15 protein-coding genes are annotated in these 19,764 nt (G+C 44.0%); 9 read left to right on the top strand and 6 right to left on the bottom strand.

Features of this window, described 5'->3' with window-relative positions; genetic code table 11:
* Nucleotides 1–37 precede the first annotated feature (37 nt).
* Complete coding sequence (locus tag HC246_RS23120) at nt 38–976, bottom strand: NAD(P)H-dependent glycerol-3-phosphate dehydrogenase (RefSeq protein WP_169365771.1); 939 nt, start codon at nt 974–976, stop codon at nt 38–40.
* Nucleotides 977–1,173: 197 nt separating this feature from the next.
* Between HC246_RS23120 and HC246_RS23115 the strand changes: the two genes are divergently transcribed.
* Nucleotides 1,174–1,671 (top strand): bifunctional nuclease family protein, encoded by a 498-nt coding sequence (locus HC246_RS23115; RefSeq protein ID WP_169365770.1) that lies wholly within the window; start codon nt 1,174–1,176, stop codon nt 1,669–1,671.
* A 50-nt stretch (nt 1,672–1,721) separates the two neighbouring features.
* On the opposite strand, the gene HC246_RS26790 is transcribed toward HC246_RS23115, so the two are convergent.
* Nucleotides 1,722–2,822: a helix-turn-helix domain-containing protein gene (locus HC246_RS26790; protein ID WP_169365769.1), complete on the bottom strand. Its 1,101-nt coding sequence runs from the start codon at nt 2,820–2,822 to the stop codon at nt 1,722–1,724.
* A gap of 494 nt (nt 2,823–3,316) precedes the next feature.
* Nucleotides 3,317–4,084 carry a pseudouridine synthase gene (locus HC246_RS23105; RefSeq protein WP_169365768.1) on the bottom strand — a complete coding sequence of 256 codons (768 nt, stop codon included), beginning with the start codon at nt 4,082–4,084 and terminating at the stop codon, nt 3,317–3,319.
* 390 nt (nt 4,085–4,474) lie between these two features.
* Between HC246_RS23105 and HC246_RS23100 the strand changes: the two genes are divergently transcribed.
* The 6 genes from HC246_RS23100 (at nt 4,475) to HC246_RS23075 (ending at nt 13,810) form a co-directional block, all read left to right on the top strand.
* Nucleotides 4,475–6,034 (top strand): ferredoxin--nitrite reductase, encoded by a 1,560-nt coding sequence (locus tag HC246_RS23100; protein WP_169365767.1) that lies wholly within the window; start codon nt 4,475–4,477, stop codon nt 6,032–6,034.
* Nucleotides 6,035–6,091: 57 nt separating this feature from the next.
* Nucleotides 6,092–7,429, top strand: a complete 1,338-nt coding sequence (locus tag HC246_RS23095; RefSeq protein WP_169365766.1) for a CmpA/NrtA family ABC transporter substrate-binding protein — start codon at nt 6,092–6,094, stop codon at nt 7,427–7,429.
* Between the two features lie 82 nt (nt 7,430–7,511).
* Entirely contained in the window at nt 7,512–8,441 is a 930-nt protein-coding gene (gene ntrB / locus HC246_RS23090) for a nitrate ABC transporter permease (protein WP_169365765.1), read from the top strand.
* Between the two features lie 169 nt (nt 8,442–8,610).
* Nucleotides 8,611–9,447, top strand: a complete 837-nt coding sequence (locus tag HC246_RS23085) for an ABC transporter ATP-binding protein (protein ID WP_169365764.1) — start codon at nt 8,611–8,613, stop codon at nt 9,445–9,447.
* Between the two features lie 158 nt (nt 9,448–9,605).
* Entirely contained in the window at nt 9,606–11,627 is a 2,022-nt protein-coding gene (locus HC246_RS23080; RefSeq protein ID WP_169365763.1) for an ABC transporter ATP-binding/substrate-binding protein, read from the top strand.
* A gap of 14 nt (nt 11,628–11,641) precedes the next feature.
* Nucleotides 11,642–13,810, top strand: coding sequence for a molybdopterin oxidoreductase family protein (locus HC246_RS23075; protein WP_169365762.1), 2,169 nt, complete (start codon nt 11,642–11,644; stop codon nt 13,808–13,810).
* Nucleotides 13,811–13,938: 128 nt separating this feature from the next.
* Here the strand turns inward: HC246_RS23075 and HC246_RS26785 are convergent, their stop codons facing one another.
* The 3 genes from HC246_RS26785 to HC246_RS23060 form a co-directional block, all read right to left on the bottom strand.
* A complete protein-coding gene (locus tag HC246_RS26785; protein ID WP_169365761.1) occupies nt 13,939–16,335 on the bottom strand; it encodes a GH36-type glycosyl hydrolase domain-containing protein in 2,397 nt (798 codons plus the stop codon).
* A gap of 109 nt (nt 16,336–16,444) precedes the next feature.
* A complete protein-coding gene (locus HC246_RS23065) occupies nt 16,445–16,819 on the bottom strand; it encodes a DUF5615 family PIN-like protein (protein WP_169365760.1) in 375 nt (124 codons plus the stop codon).
* Nucleotides 16,816–17,040: a DUF433 domain-containing protein gene (locus tag HC246_RS23060; RefSeq protein ID WP_169365759.1), complete on the bottom strand. Its 225-nt coding sequence runs from the start codon at nt 17,038–17,040 to the stop codon at nt 16,816–16,818. Before HC246_RS23060 ends, HC246_RS23065 begins: the two co-directional genes overlap by 4 nt.
* A gap of 156 nt (nt 17,041–17,196) precedes the next feature.
* Here HC246_RS23060 and HC246_RS23055 point away from each other — a divergent pair, with 156 nt between their 5' ends.
* Nucleotides 17,197–17,643, top strand: a complete 447-nt coding sequence (locus tag HC246_RS23055; RefSeq protein WP_169365758.1) for a hypothetical protein — start codon at nt 17,197–17,199, stop codon at nt 17,641–17,643.
* 132 nt (nt 17,644–17,775) lie between these two features.
* Entirely contained in the window at nt 17,776–19,707 is a 1,932-nt protein-coding gene (locus HC246_RS23050) for an NACHT domain-containing protein (RefSeq protein WP_169365757.1), read from the top strand.
* Nucleotides 19,708–19,764 lie beyond the last annotated feature (57 nt).

The following is a 19,764-nucleotide window of genomic DNA, read 5'->3' as shown; positions in this document are numbered from 1 at the left end:
TGCCGTCGCTCATGTCGATCATATTTTGTGAAATCTTCTAATTTTCTGGTTTGAGGTCGCGCTCCATTAACCCTTCGACTGCCTGTTGCAATGTAATCTCGTTCTTCAGCAGGCGATATACATATCGCGATACAGGCACATTAATTTTCTCGCGATCGCTGATTTCTATTAAGACATTGGCAGTATTGACACCCTCGGCAGTGCCATGCACATTGGCGATCGCGTCTTCAAGACTTTTGCCCTGCGCGATCGCATAGCCAATTTGATAATTGCGACTGAGATTACTATTGCAGGTTGCGAGCAAATCACCTAAACCAGATAAGCCCCAAAAGGTTTCAGGTTGCGCCCCAAAGTAAACGCCAACCCGAATAATCTCAATTAGCGATCGGGTAATTAATGCTGATTTGGCATTTGTGCCCAAATTGAGACCATCACAAGCACCTACAGCGATCGCAATTACATTTTTTAATGTGCCACCCAATTCCACACCAATGGGATCAGAGTTTGTATAGACCCTAAAGTTTCGCGATGCAAAAATTGTTTGAATAAACTGTGCTGCCACCTCATCGGTGCTTGCCACCACCGTTGCCGCAGGTTTACCCTCGACAATTTCAGCGGAGAGGTTTGGTCCCGATAAAACTACGAGGGGATGTGTCGGCAGGAGAGATCGCCAAATTTGAGATGGTGTTTGTCTCGTAGTTGGTTCTAAACCCTTAGTCGCACTGACGATCACCGCATGGGGTAATAATTGCCCATTTTGTTGAGCGATCTGCAATTGTTCCGCGATCGATCGCACCCCCTTGATCGATACTGCGGAAATAATCGCATCACTGTCCTTAACTAATTTGGAAAGGGGTTGAGGACTTTGGCGCGACCAAATCTTTACATGATGATCGTTTGTTTTTACCAGACTTGCCAACGCCGATCCCCAAGCACCAGCGCCAATAATCGTAATATTTTTTAAGTCTGATTGCATATTGTGAATAGTATCCTTAAAAACAAGACGGGAAGCCAGATTCCCTATCGTGACGGTGATATAATAACCTGCAAAAGCCTCTCAATTTCTAAAACCCTTGCTAGTTAGATATTGATCGTCTTTAATTATCAATATCACATCAAAAGTTTTGATTGATGAGGGGTACTTTCACTCATTTCTTGAGGAAGGCGGCAATAATGATCGAAATGAAGGTGGCTGGAATTGCGATTGATGCAGTCAGCCGTAATCCTATCGTCCTACTGCGAGATACTTTAGAACGGAGAGCCTTACCGATTTGGATCGGTGAAGCCGAAGCCAAGGCAATCATTGGCGCTTTAGATGGCAGACCTCTAGAACGTCCAATGACTCATGATTTAATGCTTAATTTCCTAGACGCATGGGGGATCACTGTGGAGCGTGTCGTTGTCCATGCTCTCAAGAATAGTACTTTCTACGCAGTGATTACAGTTTCACAAGGGGATATTAAAAAGGAGATTGATGCACGTCCAAGCGATGCGATTGCGATCGCAGTACGAGCCAAATGTCCAATCTGGGTAATGGAGGAGGTCATTCTCGAAGCTTCGATTCCCGTGGATCAAGATGCCGATGAAGCTGAAAGAAGAGCATTTCGCGAATTTTTATCAAAACTCACACCAGAAGAATTAGTTAAAAAAAGCGGACTAGAGAGCAATTAAAAAAGAGTTGGTGCTTTGCACCAACTCTTTTTTAATGAAGAGACAAATATTTAGGGGATTTCACTATTAGACATGGACTCTAAAAATCCTCGTACCTCTAATTCATTATTTTCAACGGTATTAGGCTGATTAAGTCCAAACAATCTTTCCGCAACTTCACCTTCTTTGCCAAGGATTTTAATTTGCTGATTGTTATAGCTCAGTCCCACTGCTGAAGCATTGCCTGCGCGGATAGAGATTTGACGATCGCCTGACCAAGTTAGCTTTTTCCCTTCATCAAGAACACCCTCAAACTCAGTCTTCCCATCAACGGTAATGCGTAACCAAGACTGTCCCTTCATCACAAGCCCAATATTGACGGGCTTATTGCCTGCAAACTCGAAACTGCCTTTAGTCCCAAGTTCAGCATTAGTTGTTGCCCCATTTTGGAAACTAATATTATTAGTCCAAGATTTAACGGCATTGTTAAGGCTAGAACTAACTTCTCCAAAGGCTGCTTCAGACTGAGGTTTATTGGATGAAGACTTAGCAGCAGTCTTATCGTTGGTTGTTGGTAATGCAGCAACTTTAGAAGTATTGGCAGAATTAGCAGTAGATGCATTGACAGTAGATGCCATCACTGAAGGATCAATTACTGTCTGTCTTAAAACTTCTAAACCACCAACTTTTGGTAATACGCTATCTGTAGCGGCTGGTGTATTACCCTTCGGCGCAACGATTTGGGCGGCATTACCAAAAATAGTTTGGTTATCATTAATTTTATTGGCATCTGGAGAATTCAAAAAGGTTGCCAATAGACTGACAGCCCCAGCAATGACCGCAACATAGAGGGCGTATAAATGTAGAGGGCGTAATTCTGCGGCTGCACTACCTGCCCATTTTTGCTCAGGCAATACAGGATTAAGAGGAAAATCCTCCGATAGATCGCCAGCACCTAGTGCTGTACCATACTTACGGATAAAACCACGTACATAAACAGGTTCAGGTAAAGAATCGATTTCCCCATCTTCGATCGCTCGCAAATAGCGTTCAGAAATTAATGTAGTCGCAGTGAGATGAGGAATTGATAGATCTTTATCTTGTCGAATGCGCTTGAATTGCGCTCCGATTTCTGCTAACTTCTCTGCTTGCTTCGAGGTTGTAATGTTCACAATACTCACGACGTATATGAAGAGATTGGACTGACTGGCTTGTAAAATCTGACTGTGAGTCACACCTTAAATAGCCACAAGTTCTATATAGAGTGTTGTTTATCCTTGAAATAATCTATGCTTGATAGATTACTTACACTCAACTAATATAACATTTTGCAAAGTTTTGAAAGTAAATCAAGAACATATAGGGCATAATTTCTTGCTCTAATGCTCACTTACTCTACTGTCAATATCCCCCCAGAGTTTTCAGAGAGTATGGTTTTGCTTTGCTATGAACTAATTCTAATATCTTTTGAGCAAGATATTGCCCTTGAATTTCTGATCACCAAGTCATAACTAATGCGAGTTTAGGATGACTTAAAACAGGTTTTGAGAGAGGGTTTGCTACGCCAACCCTTTCCTAAGAGTAAAAATCTTGCTTAGCAAGGTTTTTACTCTTGGGCTTTTCAAATTTGCCAACTTAATCCGAACTGACGTTTTGGTTAATGCCTCTAGGAGGAGTGGGGTGAGTCACTAAAATCAGCTACTAGGTTTTGAATTTCTTGCTTACTCAATAGTCGATATGCTCCCACTCTCAGCGAAGCCAGCGATATTGAAGCGATCGCTGCTCGATGTAATGCCAAAACAGGATGCCCCAATAGTTCAGCAACTTTTCTAATCTGACGGTTACGACCTTCTGACAAGACTATTTGTAATTTTGTGCGCGGGTTTTGACGTGATTTTTGAGCTTTATTCTCTTCAACCTGTTGAATGCTGACCATCGCAGGTAAGGTGAGTTTACCTTCAAGGATGATCCCCTCTTGCCATTGCTTAAGAGTTTGTTGACTAGGAATATCTTTAACCCATACTTCATAGGTTTTAGCGACATGGTGACGAGGGTGCATCAGATAGTTGGCAAATTCACCGTCATTGGTCAAAATTAACGCACCACTGCTGTTGTAGTCCAATCGTCCCACTGGATAAACATGGCGATATTGGGCTGGCAATAGATCAAGGACTGTCCTGCGACCTTGGGGATCATCACAGGTACAGACTACACCCGTTGGTTTATTAAGTAATAGGTATACAAATTCTGGGGCATTAGTTTGCAATAACTTCCCATCTACTTCAATGCGATCGCGATCGGGATCAGCCTTAGTCCCTAGTTCCTTAACTTGTCTCCCATTTACCCAAACTCGACCTGACAGGATGATCTGTTCTGCGTCACGACGGGATGCGATGCCATGACGAGAGAGTATTTTTTGGAGGCGATCAAGCATGAGCAGCAACGAGAAATAGTGAACGACGGGCTTAAGCGCTTTTCTCTTTAATATTTACACAATGCAAGCATCTATAGCAGTCCTAAATCATTTGTAGATTTTTGGAGTTGTGGAAGCACATCCCGAAGGGGTGTGCTTCCACAACTCATTTAGGATTGCTATATGCGGTTAATGCATGACAGCATTGCAATTATTAAATAATAGTTAAAAATATGTAGTTGTTTATACGTATTGGGATCGAAACGTTAAGTAGTGTAAACCCTATACCAAGTTGAAATAGCGCTTGAGAGTTAGATATTTGGGATTTTGCACATTTATATACACATCCATATAAATTGCGATCGCCTCTATCTATTTATTCATCTCCAGCATGAGCCAAGGATAAGTAACATGGCAAACAAAATTGAAGACCTGAAAGCAGCCAAAGATGGTCTTGCCCTTAAAGCCGAAATCGATCGCTTCGCCGCAATAGGTTGGGAAGCGATCGACGACGACGACTTGCAACATCGTTTAAAGTGGCTCGGCATCTTCTTTCGTAAAAGTACCCCCGGACGTTTCATGGTACGGATGCGAATTCCCAATGGTTTGCTCAATAGCGCTCAGATGCGTGTTCTCGCCTCAGTAGTTGAGAAGTGTGGTGAGCATGGCGTTGCCGATATTACCACTCGTCAGAATATTCAAATGCGTGGCATTCTCATCGAAGATGTGCCTGAAATGTTCGCAAAGTTTCGTTCTGTCGGTTTGACTAGTGTGCAATCGGCGATCGATAACGTGCGAAATATTACAGGCTCACCTGTGGCAGGTATTGATGCCGATGAGCTTTACGATACTCGTGAACTAGCGATGCAAGTTCAGAATTTACTCACTAATAATGGCGAAGGAAATCCTGCTTTTACCAACTTACCTCGTAAATTTAATATTGCGATCGCAGGTTGTCGCGATAACTCCACCCATGCCGAAATCAATGATTTAGCCTTTATACCTGCCTTTAAAGAAGAATCTAAAGAAACCTTAGGGTTTAACATCCTTGTTGGTGGATTTTTCTCTGCTAAGCGTGTGGAAGCTGCAATTCCTTTGAATGCATGGGTTCCCCCTGAAGATGTCGTTGACCTATGTGAAGCGTTACTAATTGTTTATCGCGATCATGGACTCCGCGAGAACCGTGCTAAATCGCGATTAATGTTTTTAATTGATGAATGGGGAATTGAAAAATTCCGTGCTGAAGTTGAGAAGCAACTCGGTAAACCATTAGCAACCGCCGCCGCCAAGGATGAAATTGTATGGGAAAAGCGCGATCACATTGGTGTTCATCCTCAAAAGCAAGCAGAATTGAATTATGTAGGGTTACAAATTCCTGTGGGACGGATGTATGCCCCTGATATGTATGAGTTTGCAAGACTTGCGGATACCTACGGTAATGGCGATATTCGCCTTACGGTTGAGCAAAATTTACTGATTACCAATGTCAGTGATGAGCAAGTACCTGCACTATTGCAAGAACCCCTACTTCAGAAATTCCCTGCCAATCCTGACAACCTCATGCGTGGTTTAGTTTCCTGCACAGGTAATCAGTTCTGTCCTGTGGCGATCGTGGAAACCAAAAACCGTTCCCTCGCACTCACCAAGCAACTGAGCGAAGATTACCATCTTCCTCAAGTTGTGCGGATTCATTGGAGTGGTTGTCCGAATTCTTGCGCTCAGCCACAGGTTGCCGATATTGGCTTTACAGGCTGTAAAACTCGCAAGAATGGCAAGGTTGTCGATGGTGTTGACATTTATATGGGTGGCACGGTCGGCAAAGATGCCCATCTCGGCAAATGCGTTATGGAAAAAATCCCCTGTGAGGATTTGCGCGAAGTTGTCGGCAAACTTTTAGTCGAACACTTTGGTGCAGTCCCGAAACAACAGGCGATCGCTGAACCTTCAGCAGAATTAGTCGCAGTTGGCTAAAAATCCTCAAATTAGATTCTCAAACCTCAATCATTAATCATTTATTAAAGGAAATTCATGAGTACATTCTCTCGTCGTAAGTTTTTAACCACCGCAGGGCTTTCTACTGTTAGCGCGATCGCTTTAAATGCCTGTACAGGCGGCGGCGAAGCACCGAAAACCGATACTACTAAGGCTACCACTGCCGCCAGCAAGTCCCCTGAAGCAAAAGTTAGTGCTGCTGATGCCCCTGAAGTCACTAAGGCAAAACTTGGCTTTATCGCTCTTACCGATGCTGCACCTTTGATTATTGCCAAGGAGAAAGGGCTATTTGCAAAATATGGCATGAAGGATGTCGAAGTTCTCAAACAGGCTTCTTGGGGAACCACTCGCGACAACATTGCCCTTGGCTCTGATGCTGGTGGTATTGATGGCGCACATATTTTGTCTCCAATGCCTTATCTGTTAACTGAAGGCAAAATCACCAACGGCAAAAAAGTGCCCATGTTTATCTTGGCAAGGCTGAATACTAACGGTCAAGCAATGTCGATCGCTAATGACTTTAAAGAACTCAAAATTGCTCTTAAGAGTGATTCGCTCAAAGACAGTTTCACCAAGATCAAGTCTGGCGGGAAAGAGATCAAGTGTGCCGTAACCTTCCCTGGAGGTAATCACGATCTTTGGATGCGTTATTGGTTGGCAGCCAATGGAATTGATCCAGACAAAGACGTAAGCACGATCGTAGTACCACCACCACAAATGGTTGCGAATATGAAGGCTGGCAATATGCAGGCTTTCTGTGTGGGTGAACCTTGGAATGCTCGTCTAGTCGCACAAAACTCTGGCTATACCGCTTTTATCACAGGCGAATTTTGGAAGGATCATCCTGAGAAAGCATTTACAATGCGTGCTGACTGGGTTGAAAAGAATCCTAAAGCTACTAAGGCTTTGCTCGCAGCAGTTCTCGAAGCTCAAGTTTGGTGTGAACAAGCTGAAAATAAAGAAGAGATGTGTAAGATCATCGGTGCTGATAAGTGGCTGAAGGTTCCACCTGCCGAAATTTTAGGAAGACTGCAAGGTAAGGTTGACTACGGCGATGGTAGAACCCTAGACAATCCCGATCTTGCGATGAAGTTCTGGAAAGATGCAGCTTCTTATCCATTCAAGAGTCACGATCTTTGGTTTGTAACTGAGGATATGCGTTGGGGCTATTTTGATGCTGACACCGATGCGAAGAAGTTGGTTGACAAGGTCAATCGTGAGGATCTCTGGAAAGAAGCGGCGAAGATGATTGGTAAAGAAGCTGATATTCCTAAGAGTACTTCTCGCGGCATCGAAACTTTCTTTGATGGAGTCAAATTCGACCCAGAGAATCCCAGTGAATACCTCAAAGGATTGAAGATTAAGAAGGCTTAATTATTAACTGAATCTAATTCTCGAACAAGGGGCTTAAGCCCCTTGTTATCATCTTTTCTAAAGCAAATAGGAGATATAAAAAATGGCGGCAGGAAGCTTAAAGGCACGATTTTCAGTTAATAACATAGGCGAATGGTTTCAGAAACAGGCGCGTTTTGTCATTCCACCTATAATTGCATTGATACTTATTTTAGGAACTTGGCAAATACTTTGCTCAGGTAAGACACCACCCCTACCACCCCCAAGCAAAGTTTGGCAAGAAACTCAAGAATATATTTGGAATCCTTTCTTTGACCGCAACTATTTTGATGTTAGTGCATCCGAAAAGACCGATAGCCCTGCACGTCAAGCGCTGAAGGAAAAGCTCACCATTGAGCAAGGCTTAGGTGTAAAAACCATGGTCAGTTTGCGCCGTGTGGCGATCGGCTATACCGCTTCCGCGATTATTGGCATTTCCTTTGGCATTGCGATCGGTACAAACGTATTTCTCTATCGCGCCTTTGACCCCATCTTCCAAGTTTTGCGGACAATCCCTCCCCTTGCATGGCTACCGATCGCGATGTCCGCCTTCCAAGGTGTCAACGAATCACTGAAATCTGTTGGTCTAGATGTTACCGAAGCCGCCGCATTATTCGTAATTTTCGTTACTTCGATCTGGCCGATCTTAATGAATACCGCCGTTGGCGTACAACAGGTTCCCCAAGACTATCGCAACGTGTCGCGCGTTTTGCGCCTAAGCAAGTTTGACTACTTCATCACGATTCTGATGCCCTCGGCAGCTCCTTATATTTTCACAGGTTTACGGATTGCCGTTGGTCTGTCGTGGCTAGCGATCGTGGCAGCGGAAATGTTGACTGGTGGTGTCGGCATTGGCTTCTTTATCTGGGATAGCTACAACAGCCAAAAGAGTAGCGAACTGATTTTAGCTCTGGTTTACATCGGTTTAGTAGGCTTCCTGCTCGATAAAGTCGTTTACTACGTCAGCAAATTAGTTGCTCAGTCAGATGCTTAGTTTTTTAGCTATTGGCGATTAGCTATTAGCGGTTAGCTCTTAGCTTAAAAGACAAATCTTCAAAGTTAATCATGCTTCTTCGCAATACAAATCAAAGCTAAAAGCCAAAAGCTAAGAGCCAAGAGCTAATCACCCTCCCCAACTCAACTCTTTCCCTTAACCTTCTCCTATGCAGACTCTTGATCTTACAGATAATAATCAGCAAATAAATAGAGATCCATTTCTAGTCATGGATGGAGTTTCTAAGGTCTATCCCACACCTAGAGGTCCTTATACTGTTCTCGAAGATGTTAATTTGACAGTCTATGAAGGCGAGTTTATCTGTGTCATCGGTCACTCTGGCTGCGGTAAATCGACACTTTTAAACATGGTGGCTGGTTTTAATAAACCAACCTCAGGCGAAATCTGTTTGCGATCGAAGCCAATCGTTCGTCCAGGTCCCGATCGCATGGTGGTGTTCCAAAACTACTCGCTCCTACCTTGGATGACTGCTTTTGAGAATGTCTATCTTGCGGTTAAGCAGGTTTATAAAGAGAAATCTAAGGAAGAAAAGATCAAAATTGCTAAGGATATGCTCGAATTAGTCGGCTTGAGCGAAGCAATGCACAAAAAGCCCAAGGAGCTTTCTGGCGGTATGCGTCAGCGTGTTTCCATCGCCCGTGCATTATCCATTCGTCCTGAAGTATTGATCCTCGATGAACCCTTTGGTGCGTTAGACGTAATGACCCGCGAAGAATTGCAGGAAGAACTATTAGCAATTTGGCGCAAAAATCGGGTTACAGCACTGATGATCACCCATGAAATCGATGAAGCCCTCTTCCTTGCTGATCGCATTGTGATGATGAGCAATGGTCCCGCCGCCCATATTGCCGAAATCATCGATGTGCCATTTGCGCGTCCTCGTGATCGCAAAGCGCTCGCCGATGATCCTCGCTATTACAGCCTTCGCAACTACATCCTTGAATTTCTCTATAGTCGCTTTGCCTTAGCTGATGAGGCGGAATAGTCGTTAGCTGTTAGCTATTAGCTGTTAGCTCAACTTAATGAATTTTAAATACTAAAAAGAACAAGACAAATCACCAAAAAATATCTTATCCAAAAAGCTAACAGCTAACAGCCAAAAGCCAACAGCCAAAAGCCAATAATTACCAATCACCAATCACCATGTCAAAATTCTTAGAAATCGATCACGTTAGTCGTGTTTTTAAAACCAACAAAGGGCAACCCTATGTTGCGGTCAAAGATGTTTACTTTGAGATGAAGGAAGGTGAATTTGTCTCAATCATTGGACATTCAGGCTGTGGTAAATCGACAGTGCTGAATATCCTTTCGGGACTAGATCGAGCTAGTGAAGGGGGCATTGTCCTAGAAGGGCGTGAAGTGCGTGAACCAGGGCCCGATCGCATGTTGGTATTCCAAAACCATTCACTGTTGCCTTGGCTAACGGTACGTCAGAATATTGGCTTGGCGGTAAATCGGGTACTAAGGGATTTACCTAAAGAGGAACGCCACCGCATTATTCAAGAAAATATTGACTTAGTGGGCTTGAGCCATGCTGCGGATAAGTATCCTAGAGAAATTTCGGGTGGGATGAAGCAAAGGGTGGGTATTGCCCGTGCATTGTCAATTAAGCCGAAAATTCTGCTATTAGATGAACCTTTTGGCGCATTGGATGCCTTAACAAGAGGGCGATTACAAGAAAAATTAATGCAGATTTGCGACGAGCATAAAATCTCAGCAGTAATGATTACCCATGATGTTGATGAAGCTTTGCTACTGAGCGATCGCATTGTGATGATGACTAATGGACCCGAAGCGAAAATTGGTCAAGTCCTCACCGTTGATCTGCCCCATCCCCGCAAAAAACTAGAAGCCGTCAATCATCCCAACTATTACCGTCTCAGAGGTGAAGTTGTTAGCTTTCTCGATCGTCAGAAACAAATCAAAATTGAACGTGCTAAGAACAAGAGCAATGCGGCGATCAGTCTTGGCAATATCGAGAAAACAAATCTCACCATTGGCTACATTCCTCTCACTGACTGCGCCCCCTTTGCGATCGCCCAAGAGAAAGGACTATTTGCCAAATATGGTTTAGATGTCACTCTTTCTAAAGAAAATAGCTGGAATGATCTTGCGGAAGGAATTCGTGAAGGTCGCCTTGATGCCGCCCAAATGGTAACAGGAATGCCCCTCGCAATTACTCTTGGTATGGGTAATCAAATTCCTGTACCAGTCGTGACATCCTTAACTATGAGTCGGAATGGTAATGCCATTACCCTCAGTAAGAGACTCCAAAACGAAGGGGTACATGATCTTGCTTCTTTAAAAGCTTATATTGATAAATTCCAAGATGAGGCCTATAACCCTGCGATGGGCATGGTACATCACGCATCTATGCACAATCTATTGCTAAGGCATTGGTTAGCTAGTGGTGGTATGGAACCAGATAAAGATGTGGATGTAATTGTGATTCCACCACCGCAGATGGTTTCTAACCTGATGGCAAACAATATCATTGGTTACTGCGTAGGCGAACCTTGGAACGTACGGGCAGTGAATGATAACGTCGGCTTTGTCGTGGCGACTGACCTCGATATCTGGCGTGGACATCCTGAAAAAGTATTAGGACTACGCAAGGATTGGGCGGAGCAATATCCCAATACCCATCTTGCTGTAGTCAAGGCATTACTAGAAGCATCTCAGTTCTGTGAACCATTGGAAAATCGTGATGAAGTGGTACTCACTTTAGCAAAACCCCAGTATCTCAATCTTGATCCGACCTATATCCGCCCCGGATTTGCAGGGCCTTATCGGGTCAGTACGATGGAAGCAAAGTATGATCAGGACTTCTGCCAGTTTGGTGTGGGCAATATGCCATCTCGTAAAGAGCATCTCTGGGTGTTAACGCAAATGGCGCGTTGGGGCTTGGTCAATTTCCCAGAAAACTATGCGGAAGTAATCTATAACTTGCTAGCAACCAATGTCTATCAACAGGCTGCCAAGGAATTAGAAATAGCGATCGCCGACGAGGATCGCTCACCAATTGCTTTAGCCGATGGCTCTGTATTTGATCCCAATGATCCGATCGCAGCATTGCAATCCATGCCATATTCACGATTTACTGAAACTAGTTACTTTGATCCCGTTAAAGGTTTCGCCACCAAAAAAGTAGCTGTTCGTCAATAGCTCAAGATCATTCTATGTCTGCAACTACTCCTTCTAATGCCAATGCCACACCACAAATCGCCAAAACCCTCTGTCCCTATTGTGGTGTCGGCTGCGGTTTAGAAGTCGTGGAGACTGGCAAGGAACCAACGCTCAAATTTCCCGATCGCTTTAAAGTTCGAGGCGATCGCAGTCATCCTTCTAGTCAAGGTATGGTCTGCGTCAAGGGCGCAACGATCGCCGAATCCATCCAAAAGGATCGACTGCTGCACCCAATGATGCGCGATCGCCTTGATCAAGAATTTCGCCAAGTCAGTTGGGATGAAGCTCTTGATGCGATTACTGATCAGATTCAGCAAGTGCTAGCAACCAAAGGCGCAGATGCTCTCTGTATGTATGGTTCAGGACAATTCCAGACTGAAGACTATTACATTGCCCAAAAATTATTTAAAGGCTGTTTAGGAACTAATAATTTTGATGCCAACTCCAGACTCTGTATGTCTTCCGCAGTTTCGGGCTATGTCAAAAGTTTTGGTTCCGATGGACCTCCTTGCTGCTACGAGGATTTGGACTTAACGGATTGTTTATTTGCGATCGGCACAAATACCGCCGAATGCCATCCAATTATCTTCAATCGCTTTCGTCGCCATCATAAAAAGAATCCCCATGTCAAGTTAATTGTCGTTGATCCGCGCTGTACTCAAACCGCCGAAGTCGCCGACCTGCATCTAGCGATCCAACCAGGGACAGATATTGATTTATTAAATGGCATCGCTCATTTGCTATTACTTTGGGATAAATGCGATCGCCAATTTATCGACAATCACACTACAGGTTTTGCCGAATTCGCAGAAATCACTCAACTTTATACTCCCGAATTTGTCTCGCGTCGCTGTGGGATTAGCATCGAAGATTTGGAACTTGCCGCCAAATATTGGGCAGAATCGCAGCGAGTTCTATCCATTTGGTCAATGGGTGTCAATCAATCCACTCAAGGTACTGCTAAAGTCCAATGTATTATCAATCTGCATTTATTAACTGCTCAGATTGGGAAAGAAGGCGCAGGTCCCTTTTCACTAACGGGTCAACCCAATGCGATGGGGGGAAGAGAAGCAGGCGGTTTAGCCCATTTACTCCCCGGCTATCGCTCCGTTGTTAATCCTGAACATCGTGCCGAACTAGAAGCATTTTGGCAGTTGCCCTCTGGAAAGATTTCGCCTCAAGTTGGACGCACAGCATGGGATATGATTCGTGGTTTAGAAGCTAATGAAGTAGATTTCCTCTGGATTGCGGCGACAAATCCTGCTGTTAGTTTTCCTGATCTAGTGCGAACCAAAGCGGCTTTAAGGCGATCGCCTTTCACCGTCTACCAAGATGCCTATTACCCTACGGAAACCTCTGCCTTTGCCCATATTCTCCTCCCTGCCACCCAATGGAGTGAGAAGACTGGTACGATGACCAATTCCGAACGCTGTATCACTCTCTGTCAATCTTTTCAGCCCCCCCTCGGTGAGTCCCGTGCAGACTGGGAAATATTTGCAGAAGTCGGACGAAGGCTAGGTTTTACAGATAAATTCCCATTCCAAAATTCTGCCGAGGTCTATGCGGAATTTGCCCAGATCACTCGCGATCGCCCCTGCGATATCACAGGCATTAGCCATGCCAAGCTCTCTGAACTTGGCGTAATCCAATGGCCGAATCCTGACCATACCCCTGAACCAGATCGCAAGCACAATAAGCGTCTCTATACTGATCGCCAATTTCATACTAGCGATCGCAGAGCCAGATTTGGTAGCTATCATTCCCAAGGTGTCTTTGAAGTTCCCGATGAGCAATATCCATTCATTCTCACCACTGGTAGACTATACGGACATTGGCATACTCAAACCCGCACAGGACGCATCGATAAGATTCGACAAATGTATCCCAATCCCTTTATCGAAATCCATCCGAAGGATGCAGCGAAATTCGGTATTCATAATGGCGATCTCGTCGAAGTCAAATCGCGTCGTGGTTCTTCTAAATTTCCTGCACTAGTGACAGAGGCGATCGCGCGAGGTGTGTTATTCGTCCCCATGCACTGGGGGACGCTCTGGGCAGACAATGCCGAAGCTAATGCCCTTACCCATCCCGAAGCCTGTCCTGACTCGAAGCAGCCAGAATTAAAGGCTTGTGCGGTAGCGATCTCCAAACCACTTAAGTAGACTACTAATCAAGAAATATAAAGGATAGAAAACTGGAGCGATCAATTGATCGCTCCAGTTTTAGAAGAGCTTGAATAAGCGATCACTTAAAATTTGATTTTGAGCGATCGCCAAATTATTGAGAAAGCTTAGAGATTTACTACGATCTCTATCACCTCTCCTTCGTACTTCGCAGGGTCAATAAACTTCCCTTCCACAATCTGACCATTGACTAACACCTGTTTAACAGCACTATGATTAGTCACCGTTAGTGAGAGAGTCTTACCGCGAAACTGGCGCTTAGACGTAAATCCAGACCACTCGCTCGGAATTTTGGGATCGATGATCATTCCTGTAAATGTGGGCTGGAATCCTAGGATGTAATCAATGCCAATGCGGAGCATCCATACGGCTGTACCTGTGAGCCATGAATGACTTGCCTGACCTTGGGTTTCATGATCGGGACTGGTAACATATTCAGGATAGACGTATGGCTCGGTTTCAAAGCGATCGCATTTCGCTTCAGTTGCCTGTGAGGAATTAATTGGCATCATGCGGCGATAGATTTCCCAACCAAACTCCGTATCACCATTAAGAAGGGAAGCTAATACAAACCATGAGGAGGCATGGTTAAACACTGCGCCATTTTCTTTCTTGCCAGGGACGCAACGACTGATTAGACCGACGGTGTCATCAATTTCCGTAAAAGATGGCGCGACGATTTGCATTCCGAAAGGTGTCGCTAAATATTCACGACTACTAGCCATTGCTTTATCGGCGCGATCGCTGGGTGCAAGTTCCGAAATCACCGCCCATGATTGAGCATTGAGGAAGATTTTGCCCTGAGTTGCACTCGATACACCGATGGGTTCACCATTGTCACGGAAGGCGCGTAAATACCATTCGCCATCCCAACAGACATCATTAGTCACTTGGCGCAGATGTTCATAGAATTTCTGGAATCGATCTAATGCGGCGCGATCGCCTTGTTGTTCGCAGACTGGCAGAGATTTTTTCAGCACATAGCCTAAGAAAAATGCGCCCCAAGTGGTTTCGCCTTTACCCTGTGCGCCGACATGATCGAGGGTATCATTCCAATCACCTGTGAAAATGCGCGGCATTCCTCTTTCGCCTGTATTGGCGATCGCAAAGTCTAGCGCTCTCACCAAATGCTCATAGACTGTGCCTGAAGTCTCATCGTGATAGGGAACAACTTCTTCTAAAATCGAAAAATCACCAGTTTCCTTGAGATATTCCACAATCCCAAAAGGAATCCATAAAGGCGTATCGGAATGGTTAGTACGTTCGCCTGTATTGGTTAGGACAAAATAATTATGTAAAGTGGAACCATCCTTAAATTGGAAGTTTAGCGCTTTAATCAGTCTTTCTCTGACTCGCGCAGGATCGACCATGACTACGCCGAGAATATCTTGGAAGCGATCGCGCATTCCCGTACCAAACAGCAATCCGCCGTGATAATAGCCCGAATTTCGCGCCATATCAAAGGTAACAGCCGCCTGATACTGATTCCAGACATTGATCATCGCGTTAAATGCTTCATCGGGTGTTTGTACCTGCACACAGGACAAATGAGCATCCCATTTTTGTCTTAAATCATTGAAATAGGTATCAACTATTTCAATGATTCCCCCCCCCTTTACAAGGGGGGCTAGGGGGGTATCTTTTGGCGCAATCTCCAAAGTCACCGCAAAATCAACAGTTCCATTCGCTTCCAACTTAATCTTCGACTGCAAAGCCACCACAGGATCACCCGCAGTAATTTCCGTATTCTGCATCACCCCTGTTTCCACTGCAACAGGATTGGCTTCCGATCGCCATCTGCCGATAAAGGTATCTAGACTGCTATCAAAGCCAGAGATTGGCAAACTTTGCGAGAAATAAATCTGATACTTCCAATCAATATTTGGTTGCTTAACGGAAACTCCCTTGTTCAATACCCAATAGCGGCGGGTAGCTACCAAAGCTTGCAAATCTTGATCAAAATGAATATCAGTGAAATGCTTATCATTAGGTTGATTGATCTGATCATTGAGAGCATTGCCCATCAACAATTCCAAGAATGAATAAATCTCTAAATCCCTTGCTTGTCCTGAAAGTTCCGTTAACTTTACGCGCCAAACTTCCGCATTCGTATCTGTTGGCACGAAGTAAGTAATTTCCCCACGAATTCCATTAATCTCCGTAGTGATCTTCGTGTAGCCTTGACCGTGACGACATTCATAAAAGTCATAGTTCAAATCAATCGTTGGTGCCCAACTCAGTGACCAATATTTCCCCGTAGCGCTATCTTTAACCATCACATAACGTCCGGGGCGATCCCAAGGCAGACAGTTATAGCGCATTCGACTGATACGATTATCCCGTGGCGATTCCAAAAAGCTAAAGCCGCCACCTGTATGAGAAATTAGCCCTGCATACTGGCTATTCCACATATAGTTAAACCAAGGGCGCGGGGTGCGCGGATTTGTAATCACAAATTCCCGATAATCTTTGGTGTAATAGCCGTATTGGTTTGCGATCGCCACGATTAAAAATATTCCTATAGGTGATGGTTATTACTCATTGAACCACAGACTGTATATACATCATCTATAAGCGATCACCTCAAAATCAATTTCAATGTGATTTTAGGCTCTATCTCACAGGTAATTTACGGATGCGAATACTCTCATCTTGGATTGTAATTGCGGAACCTTCTTGAAGCGCTTCTTCTATCTGAGGCAATATATCTAAAAGTTTTTGAGTCACAATGTCTGGTTTGGCAGACGAAAGGCGTAATGTGATCAAGCTAGGCTGGCTGTATCGACTAAGTGCGACTAGCATTGAAAAGTCTAAATCTTGAGTGAGTACAACCCAGTTTTCAGTTCTGGCAAATTCTAAGATATTGATATCTGGGGCGTTGGCAGGCAATACATCTGAGCTACGCATAATTTCATAGCATTGTTTTTGTAAGTCTTCAACTGTTTTGGGTGAGATATGAACATCTGCAAGTAATCGGATATTCTTCACGCTAGAACACCATGAGTTTGATCTGAGACAGCCCAAGCTGCATAGTTTAGGACTTGTCTGATGTCTTCAAGCTCTAGTTCAGGATAGGCTTCTAAAATTTCTGGAACAGATAGATTGCTGGCTAAAAGTTTGAGAACAAAGGCTACAGTAATCCTCAGTCCTCTGACGGTAGGTTGTCCGAGGCATACATCTGGTTTAATGACAATTCGATCTAGTCCCATAGTTTTCACTTTTGGTTCTCAACAATTATTTTATAGTAAGCGATCGCCTCAAATATTAATTTCAAGAATTTCAAGGTGATCGACTCATAGATGAAATTATTGTGTATTTTAGTAGGTTAAGATACAATCTTGATGAGTGAATTTGCGGTGTGAGTGATGTTTAAAAAAGACAAAGACTCTAAAGATAAGGCGACCCAATCAATTAGCATTGGTGGCGGTACATTTACGAACTCGCCGATCGCTCAAGCAGGAGGAGATCTTCAGATTAGTCAGCAAATTGTCCAGAGTGAAGCAAATTCAGGATTGACGGTGGATGAGGTGTTGGGACTAATCGATCGCTTTGCGGCGATTATCCGTGAGTCAGATTTGTCGGAAAAGCAGAAAGAAAAAGTATTGCGCCATGTTGCTTCGGGTAAGGATGAAGTACATGAAAAGGAACCTGATAAAGAACTTGTAAAGCAGGATCTGCAAAGAGCTACGAAGGTAATTAAGGATGTGGATGAAGCGGTCAGCGCAGGACAAGGCTTATGGCAAAAATTAGAACCTGTGGTCACGAAGTTGGCGAGCTGGTTGGGTGTGGCGGTAAGTACTTTCTGGGCTTAAGGCTCGCAAATTAAATACCATATAAGAGTAGGGGCGGGTTTTACTGATAACTTTACGGCATATAGTCAAATTATCGACTAAACCCGCCCCTACAGCAGATGATGATTTTGTTAAATTCCCAATCCTAACTTTATGTCAAAAGAACAGCCGCAGGAATCGGAGCAGGGAATTGAAATTGATAAGGCTGAGTTAACGAATTCTCCTATCGGTCAATCTGGGGAAAATCTGGCGATTGGCGATCATAATACTTTTGTCAAATATATTCTTAATCTCGCAGGATTGGCTCAACCTGAGAAAGTAGCGGGTAGGGATGAGGCGGAAACTTTTTTATTAGGGGAGGTGAAAACGGAAGTTAGGTCGCGGCTGAAACATTCGTTGCATCGTGAAGTGGCGATTACTTTAGATAAGGAGATGCAGTTGGATCGGGTGCGAACTTGGGGCGTATCGGTAAAAATTGGAATGCGGGTAATTGAACAAATAGAAAATGGAACAAGCATTCTCAATGTCTTTCAAAGAGAGGAGGTGGCAGGGCGATTGTTGATTTTGGGTAAGCCGGGGGCGGGGAAAACAACTACCTATTTGGAATTGGCGAATGATTTGCTAGAGATTGCCGAAAGTGATGTCAAGCAACCGATTCCCATTTTGTTTAATCTGTCATCTTGGAAGGATGATGATCAGAGCATTGCGGATTGGGTGGTAGCTGAGGCAAAAAGTAAGTATGGAGTTGCGATAGAAGTTGCTCAAAATTTACTCAAGCGTAAGCGACTGTTACCGATGTTGGATAGTTTAGATGAGTTGGAGCCGCACCGTCAGGAGCCATGTGTGCTTGCCATAAATCAATGGATGCAGAGCGAACATCGTCCGAGGTATTTGGTGATATGCAGTCGCAGTGAGGAATATGACAGCTATAGCGCCAATTTTCAACTGAATGCGGCGATTTATTTACAACCATTGAGCGATGAGCAGTTGGCGGAATATTTTCAGGTCATTTCTCAACCCGATCTATGGCAAAAATTACAACAGGATGCTGATTTATTAGAGATTTTGAGAACGCCGCTCTTTTTAAGTATCACTTTATTAGCAAGACAGAAAATATCAATTACTGAATGGGAACAGTTAGCAACTACGAATGAGCGTAAAACCTATTTGCTGTCGGCTTATGTGCGGCAAATGTTGGCGCGAGATATCGAAAATCAGTATTACAAAGCCAAACCAATGCCTACCTCTGCACAAACCAGACATTGGCTGAGTTGGCTTGCCCAGCAGCTACAACAGGAGTCAAAAGATGAGTTTCTCATTGAGGGCTTGCAATCGTCAAATTTAGAGAATCGTACACAGCAAAAAATTTATAACTGGATTGTTGGGGTGCTTGTTGGACTGCTTTTCGGGCTAATTTTCGGGCTGCTTTTTGGACTGCTTTTCGGGCTAATTTTAGGGCTAATTTTAGGGCTGCTTTTTGGGCTGACACAAAAGCGAATAGAACCTGTGGAGACTTTTGAATTTTCTTTAGCGCCTGCAAAGATTAGGGAATTTTTTCAATCGCTGATTAAAGGGCTGATTTCAGGACTGATTGTTGGGCTGACTGTAAAGATTTCAGGGCAGAGTTGGGGACTGGTTTTGGGACTGTTTCTCGGGCTGGTTGGGCTGATTGGTGGCTTGATTGATGGGCTAAAAGCTGATTTTGTGTCGAGAAAACATCCAAATCAAGGAATCTTCGCATCTTTGCAGAATTCTATATGGATTACATTGTTTACAATTCCAATTAGTAGTTTTGGAATGTTTTTTATCTTGCAAGTTAGTGGCAAACAAGCGAGTATTCTATCCAACTTAATTGTAGGAATAGATCTTGCTATATTTATGGGATTTCATTGGAGTGGAGTCGAAGCCCTAAAACACTTTATCTTGCGCTGTCTCCTCTATCGCAATGGCTCTATCCCTTGGAACTACGCACAATTTCTTAACTACAGCACCGAACGGATGCTATTACAGCGCGTTGGTGGACGCTATCGCTTTATCCATCGTCTCCTCCAAGAGCATTTCGCCGCTCAGATTACTGATAAATAGTCGATACAATATTAGCAGTATCAAAATGCTAAGGTAATGATTGCAATCTGCATAAAC

The organism is Pseudanabaena yagii GIHE-NHR1 (genome assembly GCF_012863495.1).
Lineage (GTDB): Bacteria > Cyanobacteriota > Cyanobacteriia > Pseudanabaenales > Pseudanabaenaceae > Pseudanabaena > Pseudanabaena yagii.
Note: the sequence above shows the minus strand (reverse complement) of the source record. Positions and strands in the feature narration are given on the sequence as shown.

What these genes read in the sequence shown, in the direction of transcription:
- HC246_RS23120 (WP_169365771.1), bottom strand. Translation starts at nt 976, where the DNA reads ATGCAATCAGACTTAAAAAATATTACGATTATTGGCGCTGGTGCTTGG.
- HC246_RS23115 (WP_169365770.1), top strand. Translation starts at nt 1,174, where the DNA reads ATGATCGAAATGAAGGTGGCTGGAATTGCGATTGATGCAGTCAGCCGT.
- HC246_RS23105 (WP_169365768.1), bottom strand. Translation starts at nt 4,084, where the DNA reads ATGCTTGATCGCCTCCAAAAAATACTCTCTCGTCATGGCATCGCATCC.
- HC246_RS23100 (WP_169365767.1), top strand. Translation starts at nt 4,475, where the DNA reads ATGGCAAACAAAATTGAAGACCTGAAAGCAGCCAAAGATGGTCTTGCC.
- HC246_RS23095 (WP_169365766.1), top strand. Translation starts at nt 6,092, where the DNA reads ATGAGTACATTCTCTCGTCGTAAGTTTTTAACCACCGCAGGGCTTTCT.
- ntrB (WP_169365765.1), top strand. Translation starts at nt 7,512, where the DNA reads ATGGCGGCAGGAAGCTTAAAGGCACGATTTTCAGTTAATAACATAGGC.
- HC246_RS23085 (WP_169365764.1), top strand. Translation starts at nt 8,611, where the DNA reads ATGCAGACTCTTGATCTTACAGATAATAATCAGCAAATAAATAGAGAT.
- HC246_RS23080 (WP_169365763.1), top strand. Translation starts at nt 9,606, where the DNA reads ATGTCAAAATTCTTAGAAATCGATCACGTTAGTCGTGTTTTTAAAACC.
- HC246_RS23075 (WP_169365762.1), top strand. Translation starts at nt 11,642, where the DNA reads ATGTCTGCAACTACTCCTTCTAATGCCAATGCCACACCACAAATCGCC.
- HC246_RS23060 (WP_169365759.1), bottom strand. Translation starts at nt 17,040, where the DNA reads ATGGGACTAGATCGAATTGTCATTAAACCAGATGTATGCCTCGGACAA.
- HC246_RS23055 (WP_169365758.1), top strand. Translation starts at nt 17,197, where the DNA reads ATGTTTAAAAAAGACAAAGACTCTAAAGATAAGGCGACCCAATCAATT.
- HC246_RS23050 (WP_169365757.1), top strand. Translation starts at nt 17,776, where the DNA reads ATGTCAAAAGAACAGCCGCAGGAATCGGAGCAGGGAATTGAAATTGAT.